25 protein-coding genes are annotated in these 24,164 nt (G+C 38.7%); 7 read left to right on the top strand and 18 right to left on the bottom strand.

From position 1 onward, the window contains the following. Positions 1-29: 29 nt before the first annotated feature. The 3 genes from pepV to MKZ30_RS02005 all read right to left on the bottom strand — a co-directional run bounded on the left by pepV (position 30) and on the right by MKZ30_RS02005 (position 4,071). Positions 30-1,445 carry a dipeptidase PepV gene (pepV, locus tag MKZ30_RS02015; RefSeq protein WP_002358655.1) on the bottom strand — a complete coding sequence of 472 codons (1,416 nt, stop codon included), beginning with the start codon at positions 1,443-1,445 and terminating at the stop codon, positions 30-32. 133 nt (positions 1,446-1,578) lie between these two features. Continuing rightward, positions 1,579-2,313: a pseudouridine synthase gene (locus MKZ30_RS02010; RefSeq protein ID WP_249958776.1), complete on the bottom strand. Its 735-nt coding sequence runs from the start codon at positions 2,311-2,313 to the stop codon at positions 1,579-1,581. Positions 2,314-2,421: 108 nt separating this feature from the next. After that, positions 2,422-4,071: a putative polysaccharide biosynthesis protein gene (locus MKZ30_RS02005; protein ID WP_002364837.1), complete on the bottom strand. Its 1,650-nt coding sequence runs from the start codon at positions 4,069-4,071 to the stop codon at positions 2,422-2,424. Between the two features lie 203 nt (positions 4,072-4,274). Here MKZ30_RS02005 and MKZ30_RS02000 point away from each other — a divergent pair, with 203 nt between their 5' ends. Next, positions 4,275-5,801 carry a UDP-N-acetylmuramoyl-L-alanyl-D-glutamate--L-lysine ligase gene (locus MKZ30_RS02000; RefSeq protein WP_002371461.1) on the top strand — a complete coding sequence of 509 codons (1,527 nt, stop codon included), beginning with the start codon at positions 4,275-4,277 and terminating at the stop codon, positions 5,799-5,801. A 65-nt stretch (positions 5,802-5,866) separates the two neighbouring features. On the opposite strand, the gene MKZ30_RS01995 is transcribed toward MKZ30_RS02000, so the two are convergent. Continuing rightward, positions 5,867-6,439 (bottom strand): alpha/beta hydrolase, encoded by a 573-nt coding sequence (locus MKZ30_RS01995; RefSeq protein ID WP_002358653.1) that lies wholly within the window; start codon positions 6,437-6,439, stop codon positions 5,867-5,869. Positions 6,440-6,469: 30 nt separating this feature from the next. On the opposite strand from MKZ30_RS01995, the gene MKZ30_RS01990 reads away from it, so the two are divergent. Both MKZ30_RS01990 and MKZ30_RS01985 read left to right on the top strand, forming a co-directional pair. After that, positions 6,470-7,444, top strand: coding sequence for a ring-cleaving dioxygenase (locus MKZ30_RS01990; RefSeq protein WP_249958775.1), 975 nt, complete (start codon positions 6,470-6,472; stop codon positions 7,442-7,444). A gap of 112 nt (positions 7,445-7,556) precedes the next feature. Continuing rightward, positions 7,557-7,730 (top strand): hypothetical protein, encoded by a 174-nt coding sequence (locus MKZ30_RS01985; protein ID WP_002355495.1) that lies wholly within the window; start codon positions 7,557-7,559, stop codon positions 7,728-7,730. Between the two features lie 74 nt (positions 7,731-7,804). Here the strand turns inward: MKZ30_RS01985 and MKZ30_RS01980 are convergent, their stop codons facing one another. From MKZ30_RS01980 to MKZ30_RS01970, 3 genes are all read right to left on the bottom strand, one after another. Next, positions 7,805-8,275 (bottom strand): C-GCAxxG-C-C family protein, encoded by a 471-nt coding sequence (locus tag MKZ30_RS01980; protein ID WP_080279970.1) that lies wholly within the window; start codon positions 8,273-8,275, stop codon positions 7,805-7,807. 52 nt (positions 8,276-8,327) lie between these two features. Then, a complete protein-coding gene (locus MKZ30_RS01975) occupies positions 8,328-9,056 on the bottom strand; it encodes a YebC/PmpR family DNA-binding transcriptional regulator (RefSeq protein ID WP_002361233.1) in 729 nt (242 codons plus the stop codon). Positions 9,057-9,185: 129 nt separating this feature from the next. After that, entirely contained in the window at positions 9,186-9,695 is a 510-nt protein-coding gene (locus tag MKZ30_RS01970) for a VanZ family protein (protein WP_002366143.1), read from the bottom strand. Positions 9,696-9,822: 127 nt separating this feature from the next. Here MKZ30_RS01970 and MKZ30_RS01965 point away from each other — a divergent pair, with 127 nt between their 5' ends. Beyond that, positions 9,823-11,649, top strand: coding sequence for a M3 family oligoendopeptidase (locus MKZ30_RS01965; RefSeq protein ID WP_016614127.1), 1,827 nt, complete (start codon positions 9,823-9,825; stop codon positions 11,647-11,649). Between the two features lie 24 nt (positions 11,650-11,673). On the opposite strand, the gene MKZ30_RS01960 is transcribed toward MKZ30_RS01965, so the two are convergent. The 8 genes from MKZ30_RS01960 to MKZ30_RS01925 all read right to left on the bottom strand — a co-directional run bounded on the left by MKZ30_RS01960 (position 11,674) and on the right by MKZ30_RS01925 (position 19,079). Then, a complete protein-coding gene (locus tag MKZ30_RS01960) occupies positions 11,674-13,014 on the bottom strand; it encodes an MATE family efflux transporter (protein ID WP_002367982.1) in 1,341 nt (446 codons plus the stop codon). A 174-nt stretch (positions 13,015-13,188) separates the two neighbouring features. Then, positions 13,189-13,839, bottom strand: coding sequence for a uracil-DNA glycosylase (locus MKZ30_RS01955; RefSeq protein ID WP_002355481.1), 651 nt, complete (start codon positions 13,837-13,839; stop codon positions 13,189-13,191). A gap of 87 nt (positions 13,840-13,926) precedes the next feature. Beyond that, positions 13,927-15,327, bottom strand: a complete 1,401-nt coding sequence (locus tag MKZ30_RS01950; RefSeq protein ID WP_033600766.1) for a M24 family metallopeptidase — start codon at positions 15,325-15,327, stop codon at positions 13,927-13,929. 12 nt (positions 15,328-15,339) lie between these two features. Then, the gene (locus MKZ30_RS01945) at positions 15,340-16,101 is read right to left on the bottom strand and encodes a DeoR/GlpR family DNA-binding transcription regulator (protein ID WP_002375902.1); all 762 of its coding nucleotides are present in this window, start codon (positions 16,099-16,101) and stop codon (positions 15,340-15,342) included. 129 nt (positions 16,102-16,230) lie between these two features. Beyond that, positions 16,231-17,076, bottom strand: a complete 846-nt coding sequence (locus MKZ30_RS01940; RefSeq protein WP_033600765.1) for a VOC family protein — start codon at positions 17,074-17,076, stop codon at positions 16,231-16,233. Positions 17,077-17,118: 42 nt separating this feature from the next. Beyond that, positions 17,119-17,715, bottom strand: coding sequence for a nitroreductase family protein (locus MKZ30_RS01935; protein WP_002355475.1), 597 nt, complete (start codon positions 17,713-17,715; stop codon positions 17,119-17,121). A 136-nt stretch (positions 17,716-17,851) separates the two neighbouring features. After that, a complete protein-coding gene (locus MKZ30_RS01930; protein WP_033600764.1) occupies positions 17,852-18,790 on the bottom strand; it encodes a LacI family DNA-binding transcriptional regulator in 939 nt (312 codons plus the stop codon). Positions 18,791-18,794: 4 nt separating this feature from the next. Continuing rightward, positions 18,795-19,079, bottom strand: a complete 285-nt coding sequence (locus MKZ30_RS01925) for a hypothetical protein (RefSeq protein ID WP_002382953.1) — start codon at positions 19,077-19,079, stop codon at positions 18,795-18,797. Between the two features lie 290 nt (positions 19,080-19,369). On the opposite strand from MKZ30_RS01925, the gene MKZ30_RS01920 reads away from it, so the two are divergent. Both MKZ30_RS01920 and MKZ30_RS01915 read left to right on the top strand, forming a co-directional pair. After that, positions 19,370-19,648, top strand: a complete 279-nt coding sequence (locus tag MKZ30_RS01920; RefSeq protein ID WP_033600763.1) for a hypothetical protein — start codon at positions 19,370-19,372, stop codon at positions 19,646-19,648. A 182-nt stretch (positions 19,649-19,830) separates the two neighbouring features. Beyond that, positions 19,831-20,685, top strand: a complete 855-nt coding sequence (locus MKZ30_RS01915; protein ID WP_080279968.1) for a M48 family metallopeptidase — start codon at positions 19,831-19,833, stop codon at positions 20,683-20,685. A 70-nt stretch (positions 20,686-20,755) separates the two neighbouring features. Here MKZ30_RS01915 and lplA read toward each other — a convergent pair whose 3' ends face one another. Then, on the bottom strand, positions 20,756-21,769 hold the full coding sequence (gene lplA, locus MKZ30_RS01910) for a lipoate--protein ligase (protein ID WP_033627530.1): 1,014 nt from the start codon (positions 21,767-21,769) through the stop codon (positions 20,756-20,758). 187 nt (positions 21,770-21,956) lie between these two features. Continuing rightward, positions 21,957-22,574 carry a nitroreductase family protein gene (locus MKZ30_RS01905; RefSeq protein WP_002355466.1) on the bottom strand — a complete coding sequence of 206 codons (618 nt, stop codon included), beginning with the start codon at positions 22,572-22,574 and terminating at the stop codon, positions 21,957-21,959. Between the two features lie 111 nt (positions 22,575-22,685). On the opposite strand from MKZ30_RS01905, the gene MKZ30_RS01900 reads away from it, so the two are divergent. After that, positions 22,686-23,036, top strand: a complete 351-nt coding sequence (locus MKZ30_RS01900; RefSeq protein ID WP_002415976.1) for a winged helix-turn-helix transcriptional regulator — start codon at positions 22,686-22,688, stop codon at positions 23,034-23,036. 151 nt (positions 23,037-23,187) lie between these two features. Here the strand turns inward: MKZ30_RS01900 and MKZ30_RS01895 are convergent, their stop codons facing one another. Next, the gene (locus MKZ30_RS01895; protein ID WP_033600730.1) at positions 23,188-24,147 is read right to left on the bottom strand and encodes a GDP-mannose 4,6-dehydratase; all 960 of its coding nucleotides are present in this window, start codon (positions 24,145-24,147) and stop codon (positions 23,188-23,190) included. Positions 24,148-24,164 lie beyond the last annotated feature (17 nt).

The following is a 24,164-nucleotide window of genomic DNA, read 5'->3' as shown; positions in this document are numbered from 1 at the left end:
TTTCGATTTTCGAAAACAGCTTTTTTACTTTACTTCGCTAAACGATAAATCGCATCTGCATAAATAGCAGCTGCTCGGAATAAGTCATCTAATTCCATAAATTCGTTGGCTTGGTGCATTGTGTCTGTGTAGCCAGGGAACATTGCGCCATAGGCAACACCACGTTTTAATAAGCGGCCATAAGTACCGCCACCAATGATTTGTTCTTGGCCTTTTTCGCCTGTATGGTCTTCGTAAACTTGTAGTAACGTTGCCACCAATGGATCATCAACTGGTACATAATGCGGTTCTTGGTTGCGATCTCCTTGTGTTGCAGTGACCGTTTCACCGACTGTTGCTTGAACTTTTGCTTGTAATTCTTCTGCTGAAGTTCCTTTTGGATAGCGGAAGTTTAATGTTACTAAGCTATTTTCAGGATTTTCTGGATCAAAGTTAACAATCCCAGCGTTCATTGTCAATTTACCCATTTTTTCGTCTTCAAAAGCCACGCCTAATTTTTCACCATAAAAATCTTCATGGATAAATTCAGCAATGGTATTAATAAAGCTATATGCGCCTTCTGCAAAGCTGTAATCATTTAAGAAAGTTGCCAAGAAAGTCGCTGCGTTAATTCCAGATTGTGGGCTAGCACCGTGAGCACCTTTACCAACTACATGGAAAGTCACTGTTTTATCTGAAAGTTCTGCGTTACCTGAAATTTTTGCTTCTTGTTTGATGAATGTTTCAAAGCTAGCAGCTAGTGAAGCCGCTTCGTCTGCTGAAGCAGCCGTTACAACAGCATCTGCTGTTCCCGGAACCATGTTTTCACGTAAGCCAGATTTGAAGCTTTCTAATTTATAATCAGCGCCGTTACCGCCTCGGAAAGTTAAACGAATAGTCACATTTCCTTTTTCCCCATTAATAATTGGGAACTCAGCATCTGGTGAGAAACCAAAATCTGGCGCTTCTTCATGTTGGAAATAGTAATCCATATCGCCCCAGCCGCTTTCTTCGTCACTTCCTACTACGAAACGGATTTTTTTAGACACGGGTAAGCCTAATTCTTTGATAATTTTCATTGCGTAATAAGCAGCCATACTTGGGCCTTTATCATCGCTTGCACCACGTGCATAAATTTTGCCATCTTTAATGACTGGTTCATAAGGATCTGTTTCCCAACCATCACCAGCAGGAACAACGTCCATATGACCAAAAATCCCTAATGTTTCGTCGCCTTCGCCATATTCAATGTGTCCAGCGTAATTGTCGACATTTTTCACCGTAAAGCCATCACGTTCACCATACGCTAACATGTGTTTTAAGCCAGCAACTGGCCCAGGTCCAAAGGGCGCTTCAGGTGTTGCTTGTGCATCATCACGTTCACTGTTGATCCGTAATAAGTTTTGTAAATCTTCTAATAAGTCGTCTTTACGTGCTTCGACTTCTTTTGTCCAATCAATTGTCATTTGTTGTCACTCCTATTCATAAAGTTCTACATAGTCAATCATACCATTTTATGCAGAAAAAGAAAGAAACCCGACACTATTTTTCGAGAAAATTTTTATCTTTTCCGCAGAAAGTGCTGGGTTTTTGTTTATTTTAATTGAGGTATGATTGTTTAGGTTGTAGTTGTTGCAATTCGTCTTCTGTTAAGGGCCGATATTCCCCTAGTTCTAACGTTTCTTCTAACCATAGTTCGCCCATTCGTAATCGTTTTAAATACGTCACAGGTTTGCCTACAGTGGCTAACATCCGTTTGACTTGATGGAATTTTCCCTCTTGAATCACTAAACGAACTACGGAAGTCCCTTCTTCCTCATTGATCGTCTCAATGACTAAACGACTTGGTTTAACCATTTCTCCATCTTTCAAGGCAAATCCTTGCGCAAACAGTTGACAATCTTCCGCTGTCACAAGTCCCTCAACTTCAGCTAAATATTCTTTATCCACATGCTTTTTGGGCGATAATAATTGATGCGCTAACTGGCCATCATTTGTTAATAGAAGCAAGCCTTCGGTATCTTTATCCAAGCGACCAACTGGGAACAAGTCGGCACGGTAATCCTGATCAGTTAACAAGTCAATTACCGTTTCATCTCGCTGATCTTCCGTCGCAGAAATGACACCTTGTGGTTTATGCAACATGTAATAAAAGAATTTCTGATACGTAAGAATTTCTCCCATCAAGGCAATTTGATCTGTTTCTTCATTTACTTGTGTTTTGGCTTCTTTTACGACGTCACCATTCACCGTAACGACTTTTTTCTTTAACAATTGTTTGATTTCTTTACGACTACCGATACCAACATCGGCTAAAAATTTATCTAAACGCATCGTCATTCCTCTTTCCTTTAAAAAAATAGCTTGGGACATAAATCGAATCGATCGATGTCTCAAGCCTTGTCTCTTAAGAGAATCTGCTGAAAGGAGTTCAATCAGCTATTATTTAATATTGAATTTTGCACGTAATTTTGCGGCATTTTTCCCTAATAAACGATCAGCTAAGCGAATCTTCAAGACCGAATAGCCATAAAAAGCGCCTCCTGCAGCAGCCACAATTACAACGATAATGAAGGCTTGGAAACGTCTAGTTGGATCTAAAAATAGATACAAGAACTGACGGAAAATCAAAGCGATAATCATCATGATGACTGTAATACAGAACATTAATAATGTTCGCCGTAAGGTTAATTTGTAATTAAAACGTGTCACTTGACGAATTCTTCTTAGAATCAATACGCAAGAAACCGTAAAGCCAATCATCGTTGCTAATAACGGACCGTAAACTTCAAATAAACGGATTGCGGGGAATTGCACGATTAATTTCACTGCTAAACCAATTCCTAAATAACGCATTGCGTCACGATTTTCATACATCCCCATCAACATATTTGACACTAACATATACAAGCCCAAGAATAAACTAGCGTAACAAGCTTGCACTAATAAAGAAGTGCCTAAAGCATCTGGCATGTAAAAAACAGTGTATAGTGGTTGCGCTAAAACAATCATACCGAACGTTGCTGGCAACATTACAAACACAAAAAGTTGTAAATTATTACTAATCAAACGCGCTAACTCACGGTGATTTTTTAAGGTGACCGCTTCTGTGATCAATGGCAATCCAGTAGCCGAAATCGAAGTCGCTAAAGCTACGACAATCATGGTTAATTTGTCTGGATTGGCATTAAAAATACCGAAAAGCTCTCGTAATTGGGTATCTGAATAATCCGTAAACAAACGCATAAAGTTTGAGAAAGTAAACTGATCGACAAGTTTAAAGACCGTCACACCTGAGCCAACTACGATAAAAGGAATCGCCTCTTTAAAAGTTTCAATCAATAACTCTTTTGGGGCAATCTCATGTTCATTGGCGCTGTGTTCTTCTAAATAATCAAATAATGGTTTTTGTTTGTACATGTAATAACCTAAAACCGCAAAACTTGCGAGCATCCCAATAAATGCCGCAAAAGTGGCTTGAGTCACCGCTGTAACGTAATTACCTTCAAAGACTTTCATGATAATAAAAGCGGTTAATAACATGTAAAAAACTCGTGCTACTTGTTCAACAATTTGTGATAAAGCAAAGGGCATCATTTCTTGATTTCCTTGGAAATAACCGCGAATGACACTCATGCTTGGGAAAACTAAAACGGCTAAACTTAATGAACGCATTGTTGGAACTAATTCAGGACCTCCGCCAGACAAAGCTGCTAATGCCGGAGATGCCAAATACATCACAATAGCAAAAACCACACCTAAGCCACCCATTAGTTGTAAGGCACGATAAAAAAGCTGTCGACTAATTTTATATTCGTTCAATGAATTATAATGCGAGGTCTGCTTGGCAATCGCACCTGGAATTCCGGCGGTAGAGATCATTAGGAATAAGGCATAAATCGTATACCCCATTGAAAACAAACTGTTCGCTTCGTTTCCGTGCTCGCCCATCCAAGCGTACCAGGGGATGATGTAAATCGCCCCTAACATGCGGGAGATAATATTACTAGCTGTCATCCAAGCTGAGCCTTTGACCATTTTTTCTTGGTTCGTCAGGATTGGTTGATCAACTGAATTTGGTTGATTGATCATTTTGTCCTCCAATATTCTTTGAGTATGCTTTCTTTATTTTAATTGTTCATCTTGGGATATGCAACGACTTTCTCGAAGAATTATCCTATTTTAACATTTCTCATGGATTTTCTCACGCTAACGAGATGGTTTTTTTAAAAGAAAAATAATGCTATAATGACATCAGTTTTGAAATTTCGTTGAAACGTTTGGAGGCAAAAAAAGTGACGATTTCATTATTCGCAATTCGCGATTGCTTAGAAAAAGAAGATTTATTAAAAGAATTTATTTCACCAGAAGGCTGGCACTTGACCCTTTCCGACACGTTAGGTCAACGAGAAGTAACGGCTCTTTCTTACGATTCGAGAGACGTAACAGCAGAAACACTCTTTTTTTGTAAAGGATTAAACTTTAAAGAAATCTATTTAGAAAATGCTGTAAAAGACGGCCTAGAAATTTATGTTTCTGAGGTGCCTTATGAGGTTCCGGCGCAACTAGGAATTATCGTGACTGACATTAAAAAAGCAATGGCTGTGTTAAGCATGGCTTTTTATGATTATCCACAAAATAAATTAAAACTGATTGGCTTTACTGGAACCAAAGGTAAAACAACAGCGGCTTATTTCACCAAATATATTTTAGATGTTGCTACACAACAAAAAACAGCCTTGCTTTCTACCATGAATTCGACATTAGATGGCAAAACATTCTTTAAATCTGCATTGACTACACCCGAATCTTTGGACTTGTATCGAATGATGGCAACCGCTGTTGCTAACGGGATGACTCATTTTATTATGGAAGTTTCTTCCCAAGCCTACAAAACTAATCGTGTCTACAAGCTGTTTTTTGATGTCGGCATTTTTTTAAACATTACCCCCGACCATATCAGTCCAATTGAACATCCAACCTTTGACGATTACTTTTATTGCAAACGTCAATTGATTACACATTCTAAAGTCATTGTGTTGAATCACGAAGCTGATTATTTTCCATTACTTAAAGAAACTGCACAACAGCAAAAAGTCCCAGCCATTGTCTATGGCAGTCAGCCGGCTCCAGAAGTAGACTATTCATTCGCTGTTTCTTCAGAGGATTCCTTACGTTTTATCGTTGAAAGTCCTGCAGATGCGTTAGGATTGGCCGGCTCTTATCACCTTCGTTTAGGTGGTGATTTTAACAAAGGTAATGCGTTAAGTGCGGCGATTGCTAGTGTCCTTGTGGGAGCTTCAAAAGAAGAGTGTCAACAAGGAATCGCAGCAACCACCGTCCCTGGCCGGATGGAATCTTTAACGAATACCAACGGTGCAACCGTCTATGTTGATTACGCTCATAATTATGACAGTTTGAAGAATCTTTTAACCTTTGTCCGTGAAGAACATCCTGACGGCCGCTTAATTGTTCTTGTCGGTAGCACGGGAGACAAAGCGATTTCTCGCCGCAAAGACTTTGGTAGGGTTCTTTCTGAATTGGCTGATGTTGCAGTCCTAACAACCGATGACCCAGCCAGTGAAGATCCAGCAAAAATTTGCCAAGAAATTCAAGCCCATATTACCAAAGAAATGCCTGTTTACACCGTTTTAGATCGTGGCGAAGCAATTGCTCACGCATTATCTTTAAGCACAACGGCTGATGATGCGATTGTCTTAGCTGGTAAAGGTGCCGACCTTTATCAAAAAGTAAACGGCGTAGATGAACCTTACGCAGGAGACTTTGCCCTTGCGGAAGCTTTCATTAATAAAAAGAACTAAATCATTTAAACACACATGAAAAAAACAAGCTGCAACCACTTATCAACAGAGGTTGCAGCTTGTTTTTAAAGAACTTCTTTTATTTTCGTTACTTCTTCTTCCGATAAACCATGACCGCCATCCACTAGTAAAAAGTCGACTGGAAAATGTTTCTTTAATTGATTAGCTAAAGAAAGAACTTGTCCCGGAATACTCAACTCATCCTGAGCCCCTGTTGTGACAATCACTTTTGTCGCAAACTCACCAGATACATATTGATAGCCTAAATTGCTTGGATGCAGTAAAATAACAGTGTTAGCAATAGTCGGGTTCTTTTCTAACAGGCCTAAAATAAAATTGGCACCGTTAGAGTACCCTATAAAAATAACTTCATCGTATAACTTTTGCGGTTGCCAAACTTCTTCTAGAAACGCAGTCACTCGCTCATCAAAGTTAGCACGAGGTAAGGCTCCATTAACTAATGGCGCAAAAAAGCGTCGCTGTTCGCCTACACCTTCTGTCCCTAAGTAACTTAGAACACTCGCTTCTGGATAAAGGGTTGCGATGGTCGTTAATAATTGATATTCATTGCCACCAGTACCATGGAAAGCGACAACTAATTGATTAGGTTTCGACCCTTTTTGAAAAAATTGTTTCATTTAATAAACCTCCAAGAAAGGAATTTTACTATGTATGCACAAATTCATCACATCTCTATTTTAAATCGATTGATAAAGCCTACATTTGACTTCTATCATAATACACTGGGATTAAAATTACTAATGAAAACGATCAACCAAGATGACCACACCATGTATCACTTATTTTTCTCAGATAATGAGCAACGAACAGGTACCGAATTAACTTTTTTTGAATTGAATGATGGCCAAGATCAATCATTTGGGACAAATACAATTGAACGAACTATTTTAAAAGTACCAACGCGCGCCTCTTTGGATTTTTGGTCAGAACGTCTTGAGCAAGCGGGTATCTGCCACTATGGTGTGGAAACATTTAACCAACACCCAATTTTGCGTTTTGAAGCGCCCGATAATACACAAATGGCGCTTGTTCCGTTACGTGAATTTGAAAATGCGGAAGATTATTTTCCAGCTGAGCATGCTGAAATTCCAGTAGAACATGCAATTTTAGGCATTGATGCAATTCAATTACGCGTCCAATATGCCGCAGCTACCAAACAACCTTTAGTGGATTATTTACATTGGCATGAAAAAGAAACAGTACCTTTTTTTGAAACTGCACATGAAGTAACCGTTCTGGAAAATCATCATCCACAGTTTTATCAAGAGGTGCATATCATTGACGACCGTACCAATCCGCTTGCCATTGAAGGAATTGGTGGCGTTCATCACGTCGCCTTTGGGGTGGAAGATACGCAAGAATTAACGCAAGTTGATAGCCTGTTGGATGAAAAGAATTTTACAAACTCAGGAATTAAAGACCGTGAATTTTTCAAATCATTGTATTTTAGAGAACCGAACCACTTATTATTTGAAGTAGCCACACAAAAAGGCCTGCTAGATGCCGAAGCCTATGAAAATCAAAGTTCAAACTTTGATGAAATCCCCCTTTATTTGCCTCACTTTTTGGCAGATCAAAGAGAACGAATCGAAGCGATTTTAGCACAACAACGCCTTGAGTAAACAAAAATAGCGGTTAGAACCGCTATTTTTGTTTTTTAATATCCTATTATTGCCCTTTTTTAAAAAAAAGGAGTACACTAATAGTAGATGAACTGCGCAAGGAGGTGAGTACATGTTATCTAAGGAAGAAGTTCTACACTTATTGAACGAAGCAAAAAAAGAAGTCGATCGTTTAGAAACAAACCGCCAAGAAGATTTAGGTAATTCAATCAACTATATTGAAAATGAATTACAGCTCCAACGTGTCTTATCTCAAGTGGAAGCTTATGAAAAAGTGCTTGGTTAATTGATTACGCATTAGATGAGAGAGGAGCAACCAGATTCATTCACCGAATCTGGTTGCTCCTCTCTCATTTTTTACTAGACTAATTCGTAAGCAAGTTCTCGTGCAATAATTTTTGCGGTTGTTTCAGCGATTTCCCCAGTAAAGCCAATGCATTGTTCCATATGATCAGGTGAACCCATCGTCATTTTACTTGTCAAAATACTGCAGCAAACCACTCGATGCTTTTGTCGAAAACTTTGATGCAATTCGTTGGCTAAAGCCATCGTTTTATTTACTTGTTCTCCTTTGGCTTCTGTCCGACCAAAAAAGTAGCCCAGACACATAACCCCGCCTGAAAGAGCACCACAAATACACTTCGCTCCTCCAACACCTACAGGAAACCCAGAAGCCATGGCCACAGCTTCAATGGGAATCTCCGCATCGAAGTGTTGCCGAATGGTCGCCACAATCGCTTCCGAGCAATAAAAATCACCGTTACGATAATAGGCTTCCGCTTCTTCCCTGATTGCTTGTAAACAAATTCTCTTTTTCAAAATGCCCTCCATTCTGTATCCGCTTTCATTTTATGAATAAAAGGACGCCAAGCATCCCTTTATTTTATAGATTTTCTGCAGAGGTAAATACTTCTGACACATCATCATCGTCTTCTAACTTGTCAACCAAGCGCTCTAATTGCGCTTTTTGTTCATCGTTCAAGGTTAGTAAGGTTTGCGGAACCATTGTTAATTCAGCTTGTGCTAATGAATAACCTGCTTGTTCTAAAGCATCACGAACCGCTGTAAAATCTTCTGGTGCTGTGTAAATTTCAAATACTTCTGGTGATGTTTCTAAATCCTCGCCGCCTGCTTCCAAAACGACTTCTAGCATGTCGTCTTCCTCAATTGCATGATCTTCTCGCTTAATGACAATATAGCCTTTACGATCAAACATATAATTAACCGAACCCGTTTCACCTAAAGAGCCACCATTTCGAGTAAACGCGACGCGAACATTGGTGGCCGTTCGGTTGCGGTTATCTGTTAGTGCATGAACTAAAACTGCCACGCCACCTGGCCCGTATCCTTCATAAGTTACCTCGTCATAATGTTCCCCTTCACCAGCACTACTGGCTTTTTTTATGGCGCGAGCAATATTATCATTGGGCATATTGGCTGACTTAGCTTTATCGACTGCTAAACGTAAAGCAGGATTCATTGCGGGGTCAGGGCCACCTGCTTTTGCCGCCATATAGATTTCCCTTGAAACTTTTTGGAAAATTTTCCCACGTTTGGCATCTTGCGCATTTTTACGCCCTTGAATGTTGCTCCATTTGCTGTGTCCTGACATCCTTGATTCCTCCTGACTTTTCGTTACTATTCTCCTTTATTCTACTCTTCTTTTCAGTTAGGAACAAGCGCTACAAAAAAAGACCCTCGCTTACCCACCGTTCTGACGAATAAACGAAGCTCTTCTAAATTAGCGTCTTCTTTTTTTATTTTTCTTCAAACCATGAACCACCAAACAAATAACGATGGCTGTCAAAGCACCCATGGCATCCAACATAACATCTTGAAAAAGAGGGGTCCTTCCGCCTGTGATCATTTGATGAAATTCATCTAAACCTGCATAGCCAGTAGCAGCTAGCCAGGAAACAACAGCTGTTAAAAACAGGCCTTTGATCCTTGGCACTAATCCAATGAACCAACTACCACCTAATAGAAAATACGTACCAAAATGGGCTCCCTTACGAATAAAAAATTCAACAAATTTACTATAACCACTAGCTTGAATGCTCACTTCACTGCCAGCATATTGAAAAGAAATATTTTTTAATTGTTCTTCAAAAGGATGACTGCTCAGAAGTTTATCTAAAAGACCAACTTGTGATTGCTGTTCATATGTCTGTGATGAACTGAAAAATAAAATGGCCATAATAACAAACGCAATGACTAAATATAAATTGCTATCTTTCAAATAATTTTTCATATAATCCTCTTTTCTTGGTTTCAAGTTGCCCCGTGCCTGCCACGGAAAATTCTTTTTTATTATAGTCGGTTTCGAGGGAAAAAGAAACAACTTCTCTTAGGTCTTATGATATACTGAAAAGAAAAAAATGAAAGAAGGATTGGATATGACCTATTCTATTACATGGGATTTAGACAGTATTTTCCCCAATGGGAGCGAGTCCAAAGAACTTAGCCAACGAATGACTCAATTAACCGAACAAACAAAAGAGTATCATCAATTAATCACAGAATGGACACCAGAAAGTGCCCAAGGCAAAGAACAATTTGCTGAAATCTTAACGTTACAAGGGAAAATCTCAAATGGCTTTTCACAATGTAATAGTTTTTTAACTGCTTTAATATCTGCTAATACTAATGATACCAAGGCCAAAATTTTATCAGGCGATTTATACAATCTGTTGCCAGCGATTCAATTAGCTGAAACCATTTTTACTAAAAAAATCACCGAGATTTCAGCAGAACATTGGCAAGCCCTGTTAGCCGAAGAACCGTTTAAAACAATGGCTTTTCGCTTAAATGAATTACGCCGTGATGGAAAAAAACTGCTTTCCGAACAAGAAGAAAATATCATCAATACGCTTTCTCTAGATGGTTTAAATGCTTGGAGTACACATTACGATACGATTGTTGCTTCCATTGTGATTCCTTTTGAAGAAAAAGATGGCTCTGTGACAGAACTATCTGCAGGCCAAGCCTTTAACCGCATGATGGGAGATCCTGACAAAGAGGTTCGTCAACGTTTGTTTACAGCCTGGGAGAAAGCTTGGAGTAGCAAAGCTTCAATTTTAGCAGACACCCTAAATCACTTAGATGGGTTCCGTTTATCTGATTACAAATTGCATGGCACTACAGATTATTTAGAAAATCCCTTAAACTATAATCGAATGAGTCAAGAAACATTAACGGTTATGTGGGAAACCATCCAAAAAAATAAACAACCATTCGTCGACTTTCTAACGCGCAAAGCGCAATTATTCGGCAAAGAAAAAATGGATTGGCAAGACCAAGATGCACCAATTATTTTAGGTGATTTAGAAGAAAAAACGTATTCCTTTGATCAAGCCGCTGCCTTTATTTTAGAAAATTTCCGTAAATTCAGTCCGAAAATGGCTGATTTTGCCCAAATGGCTTTTGAAAAAAGTTGGATTGAAGCTGAAGATCGTCCAGGCAAACGTCCTGGGGGTTATTGTACAGAATTACCTGAAACACAAGAATCGCGGATTTTCATGACCTTTGGCAATTCAATCAACGAAGTAGCTACTTTAGCCCATGAATTAGGTCACGCTTTCCATAGTAGCGTGATGTGGGATTTACCTTCATTGAATCGAGAGTATGCCATGAACGTAGCAGAAACGGCTAGTACCTTTGCAGAATTGATTGTTGCTGACGCCACCTTAAAAGAGGCCAAATCAGACGTTGAAAAGATTAACCTTTTAGACACAAAAATGCAAAATGCCATTGCTATGTTTATGAACATTCATGCGCGTTTTATCTTTGAAAATAATTTTTATCAAGCGCGCCAAAAAGGTTTAGTAGCGGAAGAAGATATTACTGAATTAATGTTAGCGGCGCAAAAAGAAAGCTACAAAGATAGTCTTGGCAGTTATCATCCTCATTTCTGGGCGAGCAAATTGCACTTCTTTATTGATGATGTGCCTTTCTATAATTTCCCATATACTTTTGGCTATCTATTCAGCATGGGTATCTATGCGTATGCCAATCAACAAGGCAGCTCTTTTGAAGACCAATACATTGCGTTATTAAGAGACACTGCTTCGATGACAAGCGAAGAATTAGCGAAAAAACATTTAAATGTTGACTTAACAAAACCTGATTTCTGGCAAGCCGGCATTGATCAAGTCCTAAAAGATGTGGAACAATTCATGACTTTAACTGAAAACTATGTAAACTAAGCAAAAAAGAAGCAGTAACCAACATCAGGTTACTGCTTCTCTTTTTTTCAAATAGTTTCGATACGCAAGATAGCCCACAAGCATTAGTCCAAACGTAACAAATTCAACTACAGGCATGGCTAACCAAACACCAGTTAATCCTAGTAATTTCACCAAAATAAATAAAACTGGCACAATTAAAAAGAACCCACGCAAAGAGGAAATCATTAGCGCCATTTTCGGTTTACGAACTGCCGAAAAGTAATAAATCCCCATAAAATTCAATCCTGTAAACAAGAAGGAAATCGCATATAAGCGGATGGCTGTCCTAGCAATTTGCGCCAACTGGTCGTTCCCTTCGCTATTAAAGACCTCAATAATTTGTCCCGTAAACACTTGACTGATTAAAAAGAACAGGAAGCCGGCAACCAAATACGTAATAAAGCTAAGTTTAACAAATTTACGCAACACCTTCGTTTCCCCTAAACCATAGTATCGGCTGAGTAATGGTTGCGCCCCTTGCCCAATCCCTGTAAAAATGGCAATCACAATAATATTGAGATTGGCAACAATCGCATAAGCTGAAATCGCCACATGACCAACTAAGTTTAACAAAACAATATTAAATAAAAACATGACAAAGGCCGAAGAAAATTCATTTAAAAAGGAAGAAAAACCAATCGACATAATTTCTCGAACATCCTGAAATTTCACTTTAAACTTTTCAAAACGTAAAACTCGTTGCGGCGACCACTTATGCAACGTAATCAGGATTAAGCTTGTTAAAGGTGACATCACCGTTGCAATGGCCGCACCTGCCATGCCCCACCCAAATTGATAAATAAAGACATAATCCAAAATAATATTGACAATTCCCCCACTGACAAAAGCAATCGTTGCCAAACGAGGATTATGGTCATTTCTTAAAAAAGTAATCAGGCAATTGTTTAAAATAAATAATAATGAACAGCTAAGGTAAATCATATAATATTCCTTTGCCAAACCAAACAAGACACCGGTCCCCTGAAGTCCCCGAATAATTTGATCGGAAAAAATCAAGCTCGCTAAAGTAAAGAGACTCCCTATAACGAAAACTAACCCAATCGTTAAACTAAAATACTGATTGGCTTTTTTGATTTCTTTTTGCGCAACCGTGGTCGAAAACAACGTAGCGCCGCCAACGCCAAACATCCAACCTAATCCATTAATAATATTAACGAGTGGCAAGACAATGTTAAGCCCCGCCAACGCCTCGGTGCCGATTCCATTTGCAATGAAAAATGTGTCCGCCAAAATAAAAATTGATTGCGCCGCCATACTTAAAATTCCTAACAGAACATTTTTATAAAACAACGCAGTAAAATGGTTTTGCTGTGTTTGCTCCATACCCAAATCTCCTTCTAACAAAAAAAGGACTCATTCTTTTTGCTTCAAGGCTTACGCAAAAATCAGAATCCTTCAATTATTCAACCCAGCGATTAAATAATCTGTCTATTTATTGATACTTCTAGGGTAGCATTCTCTCTTCGAAAAAACAACCATCCTTTTATTTTTCTCATTTTAAACTTTCTTAAGCAGTTGCAGTTGTTTTTGAACCACTTGCCAATCTTCTTTCACGACTTCTTTTAAACGATAATTATAAAAGACAGCCGCTGGATGGAAGAGTGGAATGATTTGATAGGTTTTCTGCGTCCAATGATAGTTTTGTGATTGCTCATCAAATGTTTGAATGGGCGACTGAATGACCGTTCCGTGCACTGCAGTGATTGTTGGCTTTGGTCCTAAAAGTCGTTGCAACCCAATATTCCCCAGTGTCAAAATTAGTTCAGGTTGGCAAACAGCGATTTCCCAATCAAGCAAAGGTGCAAAAATTTTGATTTCTTCTTTGGTTGGCGTTCGATTAGGAAATTTGGTTACTCTTTCTCCCGTTTTTGCAATCTGCTTCGTTTTTACAGAAAAAGGCCGACTCCTAACCGCACTGGTGATATACACCGTTTCACGACTTAAGCCAACTTGTTGTAATTGTTCCATCAACAATTGACCTGAACGCCCTATAAATGGTACGTTTTCTTTAATTTCTTCTTTTCCAGGGGCTTCCCCAATCAGCATCACTTTTGGCTGTTGCGGACCTTGCCCTTCCACAAAACCTTCTAATGGTAAGTCTTTCGCTTTAGCTAAAACTGCTTTTTTCAGATGTTCAGGATAGTGCATTTACCATCACGCCTCTCTTCTGGTGTTCTTCCTTCGCTATATTGATTATAAATAAGGCCCAAAAGAAACTCAAAAAAAGGAGCCTATTCATTTAAGCGCTGGTTTTTCTACACACAAAGCTTTGTCTTTAGCTAAATAAAAAGGCCGTAAGTAACCAACTAAATTAGACATTGGTAAAACCTCCGTTGGTAAGTCAATCTTCAATGTCTCCTTTAAATAGGCTCTGCGTGTCGCAATCCGTTGCCACATGTCTGGATAAGTTTGCCGAATCTCTTTTTGCAATGTTTCATCAGCCAAAGCCACACATTCTTCTGCACTCACCCCTGTATAACCAGGTACAGAAGGAATAATATCCACTTGAAAGAGCATGCCACTTTCCAAGCGAATGGCTGAATCTGGATAAATAGGCGACGACATCCATTCATCATCCGAAACTAAATGCCCAGGATTCAAATGCCAGTGATAGATTTCTTTTGGTAACTGTTCTTCAATCGCTTGGTACATTTCTCGCCCTAACAGTCCGATTCGAATGGTTTCAAGCCAGTGAACGACAGCTTGAAAATAGGGTTTTGCTACGCGTTCTAAATAATCACGTTGCGCTTCTGGCAATTGCTGCTCGTTTTCAATAACAAAACCTGTTCGGCTAGACAATCCGCCTTTGTAACCTGTAGTTAATGATAAGGCATCACCTAACTGAATTTCTTTGGCAGTCGGATACATGTTTGCATATTCAAAACGTTGTCCAGTTGCCGCAATGGTTACTACCGTCGGCGTTTGACCTTCATCATTTAACAAAGCCCCAATGTCCGTTTCACGCTGTCCTACTTCAATTGCATTTAAGGCCTTTAACATACTGCGAGAAGCCAAATTCGCCCCATATTCATAGTGCGCCAATTCGTTGGCATTATTTGTTGTGCGGGCCCCCTTTGCTCCAATCAATAAGTGGGTCCCATTTAGTAAACGAGCTTCTTTCGGCAGCGCTTTTTTCAGTGCTTCGACAATAAAATGTGGCACATCAAACATAGTAGCAGGTTCTTGCTGTTGTGTCGTAAACATTTTCCACCCAACGATACCTATTTTTTGAGCAGTTTCATCGAGAAGCGTTTCAAAAATCTGCGACAACTTTTGTTCCCCAGCCATTGGTTGATTAGGTAGTGAAAAAGCTGGATAATGAATTAAATCGGCTGAGATGCGGGCATGTTGGCACAGTTTTAAATTTTCATTGCCTAAAATAAGTGTCGCCGCACCATCCTTATTTAACACAAGGAGTCCTTCTTCAAACCTCGGAATAAAGCCAGTTAAGTATTCAAAATTACTGCCATGCTCTTTGTCTGCATAGAAAACCAATTGATCGAATTTTTCTGTTTCCATTCGTTGTAATACTTTCTGCTTGCGCGCCATCATCGCTTCATTCGTCAAATACGTTGGAAAAACATTCTCAAAAACAGTAGGTTCAGCAATATGTGTATAATTAATTTTTCGCTTCATTATTATCCTCCATTATTCATCTGCGACAATCAACGTTACGCCTGCTTGCGCTAACTGCTCACAGAATTTTTCATCAGGTCGTGTATCTGTCACTAAACAATCAATTTCTGTTAATTCGCAAATTTTAAATAAACCCGTTTTGTTTAATTTCGTTTGGTCGGCTAAGGCAATGACTTGTTTGCCTTGTTGAATCATTCGCCGTTTGACTTGACCTTCTTCTTCTGTGTGAATAAATAATCCTTGTTCAGATAACGCAAACACACCTAATAATGTATAGTCGGGGGCAAATTCCCCAACCTTAGCGACTGTTTCTGCCCCAAACAAAAAAAGTTGTTGTTTATGCAGTTGCCCAGGTAGTACTGTAATTTTTGTCTGATCCATTTGCGCTAGAAGTAGCGCATGACTGAGAGAGTTCGTGATCGCGTGAATCGGACTATTTTCCATCGCTCGAATAGCTGCTTCCACCGTGGTTGATGAATCAAAAAAAATGGACGCTTGTTTGGGAATATTTGCCCAAACTTTTTGGGCAATCGCTTGTTTTTTCTCTGGATGCTTCATTATTCGTTGAGCATAATCATAAATAGTTGCTTCAGACTGCACTGAGATAGCGCCACCGTGCGTTCTCTTTAAATGTCCTTCCTTTTCTAAACGAATTAAATCTCGTCGAATAGTATCTTTTGAAACGGAGACTTGCTCCGCTAACGCTTCCATGGAAATACTTTTTTGTTCATTCACTATTTTTTGAATCTTGGCTAAACGTTCTTCAATCAACATGCTTCCTCACCTCTTCTAAGTAAAGATAGCATCTTTTGCATTATTTTGCAAACAAATGCAAAATAATGCAAACAAGACAAAAAAAACTAGTCCTTCATTTTCTAACGAAGGGCTAGTTTGAGAGTGGTTTTAATAGGTAAATTGAATAATCATGCCGCTAGGATCTTCTAACGCAAGTAAATGATCTTTGGCAATAAAATGTAACTTTGCTTCTTCCGCATTGGCTTGGACGATCTCTAAATCTGCCGCAGTTGGTAAACGGAAGGTGTAATTTTCTAAGCCAAATTGATTTTCTTGAATCGTTGGCAGCTGTTTGCCGCTCCATGTATTTGTCCCAATATGATGATGGTACTGACCCGCTGCAAAAAACTTCGCTTGTTGACCAAAGTTAGACTTTAAGCCAAACCCTAAATTTTTATAGAACGTTTCAGTGGTATCTAAATCGGCCACTTTCAAATGAATGTGCCCAATTTTAGAACCTTCGGAAATTCCTAGCCAGTGACCGTCAGCTTCTGCAGCTAAACTATCACCGTCTAATTCTTCTGTCACACTGATAATTTCACCATTTGGACGAATATCCCAGACTTCTTCTGGTTTATCCCAATAAATTTCGATGCCATTATTTTCTGGATCACTTAAGTAAAGGGCTTCACTATAGCCATGATCTGCTGCGCCAATTTGCACATTTTCCTGCAAAAGCCACAGCAACATATTGCCTAAATCTTTGCGGGTTGGTAGCAGGAAAGCAATATGGTACAAGCCAGTGGTACCCTGATTTTCTTCCCCAGCTGTTAGTTCTTTTAAGACAAGAATTGCATCGTTGGTGCCTTGTGGCGCTAGCCAAGCACGTCCCTCTCCTTGTTTTAAAAGTTTTAAGCCAATTGTTTTCGTATAAAAGTTTACCATTTTATCTAAATCAGCCACTTTCAAAGTGACTTGTTGAATCCCAATATTACTTGGTAATGCTTGAACCATTTGCTTTCACTCCTTTCCTCTTCATTTTACTAAAGCAATGATTTAGTTGAATTCTTTAAAACGAGCACTATCTTCCATGTATTCTTTTTCGCCAGCTGGCGCTTCAATGGAACCAATGACCATTTGTGCACGCAAATTCCAGTTTGCAGGAATTGACCATTCTGCAGCAACCGCTTCGTCAATGACTGGGTTGTAGTGTTGTAAGTTTGCTCCAATATTTTCTTGCGCTAAGGCAGTCCAAACGTTCGCTTGTGTTAAACCAGTTGCTTGTTCAGACCAAACAGGGAAGTTATCCGCATATAATGGGAAGCTATCTTGTAAGTTTTTCACGATATCTGTATCTTCAAAGAATAAAATTGTACCCGCACCAGCTGCAAAACCTTGTAATTTAGCTTGTGTGTTTGGAAATGCTTCTGCTGGAGTTAATGGTTTTAAGGCATCTTCAGTCATTGCCCATAATTTTTTGTGAGCATCGCCGAATAAGAACACCACGCGTTGTGTTTGAGAGTTAAAAGCTGTTGGACTTTCTCTAACAACTTCTTTTACTAAAGCAGTTACTTCTTCTTTTGAAATTGGTAAGTTTTCTCCTAAAGCATAGATTGAACGACGGTTTTTCATCATTTCAGTAAATTTTGACATAATATGTTCATCCTTTCGAATTTCCTCAGTAAATTCATTTAATTTTGTTTACATGCTTACTATACTACCTTACTAAAAGTAAGTAAAGCTTTTTGTCTTACTTTTTGTAAGTTTTTTTATTTTTTAGTGAAAAACCTTATTCTACCAAAGAAAAATCTGGTTGTCGATTAATAAATGTAGAAGTCAATTGAATCGTTTTCGGCCGTTTTTCTTGAAATAAGTGTGTGGCTTTTTCCCCTAACTCCATTAATGGATGACAGATTGTTGAAAAATTTAAAATTTCACTTAATAAAGTTTGTTCCTGTCCCACTAAAAAGAGTGGTCTTTCAATAACGGCTTGAATCCCTGCAGCAATTTCATCACCGTTGGTCACAACCGCTTGGAGCGTTGGATCTTGCCCACAGTGTCGTCCTACTTCACACCCATCTTCATAGGTTAAACAGTCCTTAAATAACCGATTTTCAGGAATCACTCCATAAATTTCCTGATATGCGTCAACTAAATAGCGTGCGCTTGTACTTTTTTCTGGTGCACGGTTAATTGTAATTGCCACTTCACTACATCCTTGTTGTTTCAATGCTTGGAAGACCCGCCGATAAACGGTTAAACGATCGATATAGATACTAGCATAACTAGGGTCTTCTATTTTTTCACAAAAAACAACTTGCTCTTTATACGGAGCAAACACACTTAAAGGATTTGCCTTTGACAAAACAATCATGCCATCAAACGCACCCGTGGCCATTTTTTCCAAGTAACTTTTTTCAACTTCTTTATCATAATCCGTTGGTAATAAACTGACCATCATACCTTGCTGAAATGCTTGGTGGATAATCCCACTTAAAATAGCATCAAAATAAGGTTGATTCGTATAAGGAACCATGACACCTAATGTATTACTTTTCCCAAAGCTAAGATTTCTCGCTAATATATTGGGCTTATAGCCCAACTCATCGATAATTGCTTGGATTTTCAGTCGTTTTTCTTCAGAAACATACGGATGATGATTAATCACACGCGAAACAGTCGTAACTGAAGATCCTGAAAGGCGCGCAATTTCTCGAATTGTTGTCATACTTTCACCTCATTACTTTACAAAATTGAGTTAAATAAGGCACAATCCCTGTCCCGTAATCAACAAAACGATAAAAGGTCTCCTGCCAAGCAAAAGAAATTTCCTGAATATCCTCCTGCTGTGTCAAGTGCCACTCCGTTATCTGATGGTACGGAATTTCTTGATGCCAAATCTTATAGTATTTTTTGGGACTATCTAACTGCAGACTTTTGGCCGTCGTAGTCACCGAGACAAAATAGTAATCCATACCAAGTCTATCGCTTATCTCCACTATAACATTCATTTTCATGCCCTCCAATATTTTGATACACCTAGCTTACCTTATGAAACGCGTACCAGAGCAAGAGGAAAAATAAAAAAAGTGAGACCATGTTATACTAGATGTATCATATAAAAGCAAAGGATGAGTGCAATGGAAACTGTTACAGTAGCAACAAAAAGCGACTTACTAACAAATTTGAACAAGCAAACTCTTTTATAACTTTTAAGATAATCAGCTGAACAAAAGTAGCTCCTTCGGAAATAAGCTGAAATTCCTCGAAAGTCAAAAAGCAACTTTCAAAAATTTCTTCTTATTTCTTGGAGCTAAACACTTTTGTCTCAGCCTCGGGGGCACTTGCACAAGAAATTTACCCCTTAAAAAAACAACAATTAACCGAAACGGAAGAAATGGGCTTTTTAGTGGGCAGCCAAGGCGCTGGCTCATTTTTAACCTATTTAATCGAGAAGTTATCCTATATAAATTCGGAGCTATCGCCAGAAGAACAAAAAATTGAACATGCGATTTTGCGTTTGTATGTTATTAAAAAATTAACTCCAGAAACTACTTTATTACGTCTAAAACAGTTAGATTATTAAAATTTTATTTAATCAAGATAGACCAATTCCCTGCGTACAACGAGTCCCTTTCATTAATCACTTGATATAATTGCCTTTATTCAAGTTCCCACCTTTGTCATTATCGATTAACCAATGGTATATTAGAAGTAACAGATAAGTCATTTTATTTGAAAAAGTGTTTGGGAAATGTTTGGGGAGGAATGTTTATGTGTCAACCGCAGGAAAAAAAGAAAGAAATTTCCGTTGCTAAGTTACGTTATCGTTTTGAAGTACCAATGATTATCATTGGTTTTGTTTTATTGTTTTTCGCATTGGGGTTAGTTGCCTTATTAATATTGAGTGATTTGCCGATTCCTGACTGGTTATTAATTGTCTTAATTGCACCAATTGCGCCAGTCATTGCTTTTTTTACCATTCGTTATATGTACATGGACACTGCTTCTAACGGAGTGGAAATTACAGAAAATCAATTACCAGAAATTTATTCCTTGTATATTGATTTAGCAAAAGAAATGGGCTTTGGCACTAAAAAATTAAGGATGCCACGTCTTTATTTAATCAACGGGAATGGTGTCTTAAACGCTTTTGCGGCAAAATGCTCTTTACACAGACGCTATGTTGTCATTCACAGTGATTTGTTGGATATCGCGTACAATACAGGCGATTTTTCGCTGATTCGCTTTATTTTGGCACACGAGCTAGGACACCATAAATGTGGGCACACTAATTTATGGCGGCTAATGTTATCCATTATTTTGAAACCAGTTGCGTTAGATAAAAGTTTTACAAGAACGCAAGAATATACCGCTGATCGCACAGGTTTATACTACGCAGAAGAAGGTGCTTTAAGCATGATTTATTTATTTTCAGGAAAATATATGGGCAGTCGTGTGGATTTAGAAGAATACTTTCACAGTATTGATTTACATGATGATACCATCTGGCTTAAATTGAGTAACTTCTTATCCGATCATCCTGTTGGCTTCCGTCGAATGCAAACATTGAAAAAAGCCAAAGATACTGGCAATTGGGACGTTCATGGAAAATTTTTCTAGCAAGAGCCAACCATCATTAAATAAACGTGCTGGGACAAAAGATTCTTTAACTTTTGTCCCAGCACGTTTATTAATCCACCAATAAATGAACAAATTCTTCTTTGGTGATATTTACAAAGTAGTCTTCAAAGTTAAACGCTGCTAATGCTTGCCAAATTGATGAATACTGATAGTCCACACCTAATAAAGCCGCAACGATTTCCGCTGTTTCTTTTTTGGCAAAGTAATCACCATAAATCGTTAACTCAATTATTTTACCTTTTTCAACAGTCAAACGTGCATCCACGATGCCACCTTTAAACTTTTCTTCTTTTTTGATCGTAAATTTAGGCGCTTCACCAAAAACCCAAGCTTCATTGCCATACACTTCAGCGACCAATTTCCTAATTTCCTGCTGATCTGCTTTGGTTAGGACATATTCTTTCTCCGCAATTTCAGTTAGAGATTCGACATCAAAGAGCTCCATCAGTAAACGATTGCGAAATTCCTCAATGGTTAATTTTTGATATTTTTCGTCTAAGTACGGCCGTAAATTGGTTACGCGTCCCCGAACAGATTTTGTCCCTTTTGATTCAATTTTTTTCTTAGAAACAGTTAAGACACGTTGAACTTCTGCCAAATCAACATCATACATCAAGGTACCATGAGTATACATCTTCCCCTTTTTTGTATACATGGCATTGCCAGAAAATTTTTTCCCATCAATTAATAAATCATTGCGACCGCTAATCTCGGCCCCCGTTGCGCCCATTTTATGTAATGCTTCAATAATTGGTTTAGTGAACGCTTTAAAATCCCCAAAAGCTTGGTGTCCTTCCTGAACAACAAAACTAAAGCTGACATTCCCGAGATCATCATAAACAGCACCACCGCCCGATAAACGGCGAGTAATAACGATTCCCTTCTCTCTAGCATAAGCTAAGTCAATTTCTTCATAAGCATTTTGATTTCGGCCTAAAATAACACAGGGTTCCTGAATATAGAACAATACTAAGGGCTCTTCAAAAGAGAGAGTGTTTAATAGATAATCTTCCGTTGCTAAATTTTCACGAATATCTCGTGACTGCATTATGACATAACGCATAAGGTCGCCCCACTTCTTTTTCTTCTAGTGTATCACTTTCTTTCAAAATTGGTTCACTAAACGTCTTCTCTGGCCATTCTCAAAAGCGGATGATCAACAAAAAAACGAACGTGGGACAACAATCACTTTGGATGTTTGTTCCACGCTCAAAATCTAATAAACAGCAATTACAGAACTGTTTAGCTTTTTAGTCTAACCAAGTTACTACTTCTGAAACATCTCGTCGGACTGTTTCAAAGCCGGGTGTTTGAGCTTTGCCAATCGGAATAATCAGTCCGTTCACTAAATGATCTTCAATATTAAATAACTTGCGAACCGCTTCTGTTTCAAAACCAGACATCGCCACAGTATCATAGCCTCGATCTTTTGCAGAAAGCATCAGCTGCATTGCAACTAAGCCTTGGTCTAACATTAGCCACTCTCTTTTTTGTTCTTCGCTAACATCATAGTACCAAGAAACATTTTCATTAATTCCTTGACGAATTTCTTCCGTCATCGTTCCTTGTGCGACAGCTTTAGCACTGATTTCATCTGCATTTGCCACTGTATAAGCAGTCAAATCACCTAATAAAATAATCACCGCCGCTGCCCCTTTAACTGCTGGTTGTTGCATCGAAACTTCGTAAAGGGCCTCTTTTTGTTCTTTTTCTGTGACAATTAAAAAACGCCATGAATTTAAATTGGTACTATTTGGCGCGAACATCGCTTCCTCAATTATGGCCATTAATTCCTCTTTAGGAATCTCAACATCTGGCATAAAATCCCGAACTGAACGGCGGCTGCGAACAACATCTTGATACATCATATTTCTTCTTCCTTCCTCTTACCTTACTTGACATAGTTATTATTACTCACTATGATGGAGAAAAAAAGTACGCACTTTTTATTCACCTAGGAAGAAAAAAGTAACCATTACGTGTCACAAGGAGAAACTATGACAACTGATAAACAAACCAGTATCAACTTAGCCCTTTCCACCATTAACGGCAAATGGAAATTATCATTAATGGATGAATTATTCCAAGGAACCAAGCGCAACGGTGAATTGATGCGTGCGCTCGACGGAATCACTCAACGCGTCCTGACAGATCGCTTGAGAGAAATGGAAAAAGATGGCCTAGTCCATCGAGAATCCTTTAACGAACTGCCCCCGCGTGTGGAATATACGCTCACTTCGGAAGGATATGCTCTTTACGATGCCCTCTCTTCACTTTGCCATTGGGGCGAAACATTTGCACAAAAAAGAGGTCGGGACAGAAGTGTTTAACTCCGAGAAATAAGAAGGAATTTCCGAAAATTGTTCTATAATTTTTGGAGAATTTCGGCTTATTTCCGAAGGAGTTGCTTCTGTTCCCGCCGTTTATCAATTTTTAAGCCTGGGACAAAAATCCAAAGTGATTTTTGTCCCAGGCTCTTTTTTATCTATTTTGGGTATTATGGGTAAACTTAAGATATTTTTGAAGTCCTTCTTGAATTGAATAAACGGGTGAAAAACCTAAGCCTTTCAAAGCAGAACTATCTGAAAGAGAATATTTTATATCGCCATCTCGTTCCTTTTGATAAGAAACTGGCAAAGAAAGTCCCACTAATTGGTTCATTTCTTCAATTAATTGATTAAGGGAAATGGCAACTTCGGTACCCACATTATAAACATGTCCCAACGCTTCACTTTTGGTTGCTACTAAATTTAATGCAGTTAGGACATCCTCAATGTAGATAAAGTCACGTGTTTGCTGACCATCTCCAAATATTTGAAATTGGCTCGCTTGCCCTTGCTCTAATTGGATATAACGATCCATCAAAATGGACAGGACACCAGAATAGGGTGAAGCAGGATTTTGATTGGGACCATAGACGTTAAAGAAGCGAACTGCACTCGTGGGTACCCCATGTAAATGGTATTCATTGAGAACATAACGTTCAGCAGCAAACTTATCAATAGCATAGGGACTCAAAGGGCAAATCATCGAAGTTTCTCTTTTAGGCAACGTTGGCTCTGCACCGTAAACGGCTGCCGACGAAGCAAAAACAAAACGTTTGAGCTCTTTTTGATATTTTTTTATTGATTCCAATATTTTCAATACACTTAAAAAATTGACCTCATGTGTCTCTAGAGGCTGTGCCACAGAACTTGCTACGCTTGCCACGGCCGCAAGATGAAAGATATACTCAAACGAATGCTTTGAAAGTACTTCGTCCAATAATTGCTGATCCGTCACACTTCCTTTAATAAAAACCAACTGCTCAGTTTGTTGCAAATTTGACACTCGCCCCATGGACAAATCATCAATCACAAAAACTTGATACTGTTGACTATAAAAATTAGCCAAATTAGAACCAATAAAGCCAGCTCCTCCAGTAATTAATAGTTTCTTCACCTCTTTGCTTCCTCTCT

Origin of the sequence: Enterococcus sp. LX10, assembly GCF_023539285.1 — a bacterium.
GTDB classification, from domain to species: domain Bacteria; phylum Bacillota; class Bacilli; order Lactobacillales; family Enterococcaceae; genus Enterococcus; species Enterococcus faecalis.
This window is presented reverse-complemented; position numbering and strand designations above follow the sequence as displayed.

Coding starts and splice junctions, on each gene's coding strand:
- pepV (WP_002358655.1), bottom strand. CDS start 1,445: ATGACAATTGATTGGACAAAAGAAGTCGAAGCACGTAAAGACGACTTA.
- MKZ30_RS02010 (WP_249958776.1), bottom strand. CDS start 2,313: ATGCGTTTAGATAAATTTTTAGCCGATGTTGGTATCGGTAGTCGTAAA.
- MKZ30_RS02005 (WP_002364837.1), bottom strand. CDS start 4,071: ATGATCAATCAACCAAATTCAGTTGATCAACCAATCCTGACGAACCAA.
- MKZ30_RS01995 (WP_002358653.1), bottom strand. CDS start 6,439: ATGAAACAATTTTTTCAAAAAGGGTCGAAACCTAATCAATTAGTTGTC.
- MKZ30_RS01990 (WP_249958775.1), top strand. CDS start 6,470: ATGTATGCACAAATTCATCACATCTCTATTTTAAATCGATTGATAAAG.
- MKZ30_RS01985 (WP_002355495.1), top strand. CDS start 7,557: ATGTTATCTAAGGAAGAAGTTCTACACTTATTGAACGAAGCAAAAAAA.
- MKZ30_RS01980 (WP_080279970.1), bottom strand. CDS start 8,275: ATGGAGGGCATTTTGAAAAAGAGAATTTGTTTACAAGCAATCAGGGAA.
- MKZ30_RS01975 (WP_002361233.1), bottom strand. CDS start 9,056: ATGTCAGGACACAGCAAATGGAGCAACATTCAAGGGCGTAAAAATGCG.
- MKZ30_RS01970 (WP_002366143.1), bottom strand. CDS start 9,695: ATGAAAAATTATTTGAAAGATAGCAATTTATATTTAGTCATTGCGTTT.
- MKZ30_RS01965 (WP_016614127.1), top strand. CDS start 9,823: ATGAAAGAAGGATTGGATATGACCTATTCTATTACATGGGATTTAGAC.
- MKZ30_RS01960 (WP_002367982.1), bottom strand. CDS start 13,014: ATGGAGCAAACACAGCAAAACCATTTTACTGCGTTGTTTTATAAAAAT.
- MKZ30_RS01955 (WP_002355481.1), bottom strand. CDS start 13,839: ATGCACTATCCTGAACATCTGAAAAAAGCAGTTTTAGCTAAAGCGAAA.
- MKZ30_RS01950 (WP_033600766.1), bottom strand. CDS start 15,327: ATGAAGCGAAAAATTAATTATACACATATTGCTGAACCTACTGTTTTT.
- MKZ30_RS01945 (WP_002375902.1), bottom strand. CDS start 16,101: ATGTTGATTGAAGAACGTTTAGCCAAGATTCAAAAAATAGTGAATGAA.
- MKZ30_RS01940 (WP_033600765.1), bottom strand. CDS start 17,076: ATGGTTCAAGCATTACCAAGTAATATTGGGATTCAACAAGTCACTTTG.
- MKZ30_RS01935 (WP_002355475.1), bottom strand. CDS start 17,715: ATGTCAAAATTTACTGAAATGATGAAAAACCGTCGTTCAATCTATGCT.
- MKZ30_RS01930 (WP_033600764.1), bottom strand. CDS start 18,790: ATGACAACAATTCGAGAAATTGCGCGCCTTTCAGGATCTTCAGTTACG.
- MKZ30_RS01925 (WP_002382953.1), bottom strand. CDS start 19,079: ATGAAAATGAATGTTATAGTGGAGATAAGCGATAGACTTGGTATGGAT.
- MKZ30_RS01915 (WP_080279968.1), top strand. CDS start 19,831: ATGTTTATGTGTCAACCGCAGGAAAAAAAGAAAGAAATTTCCGTTGCT.
- lplA (WP_033627530.1), bottom strand. CDS start 21,769: ATGCGTTATGTCATAATGCAGTCACGAGATATTCGTGAAAATTTAGCA.
- MKZ30_RS01905 (WP_002355466.1), bottom strand. CDS start 22,574: ATGATGTATCAAGATGTTGTTCGCAGCCGCCGTTCAGTTCGGGATTTT.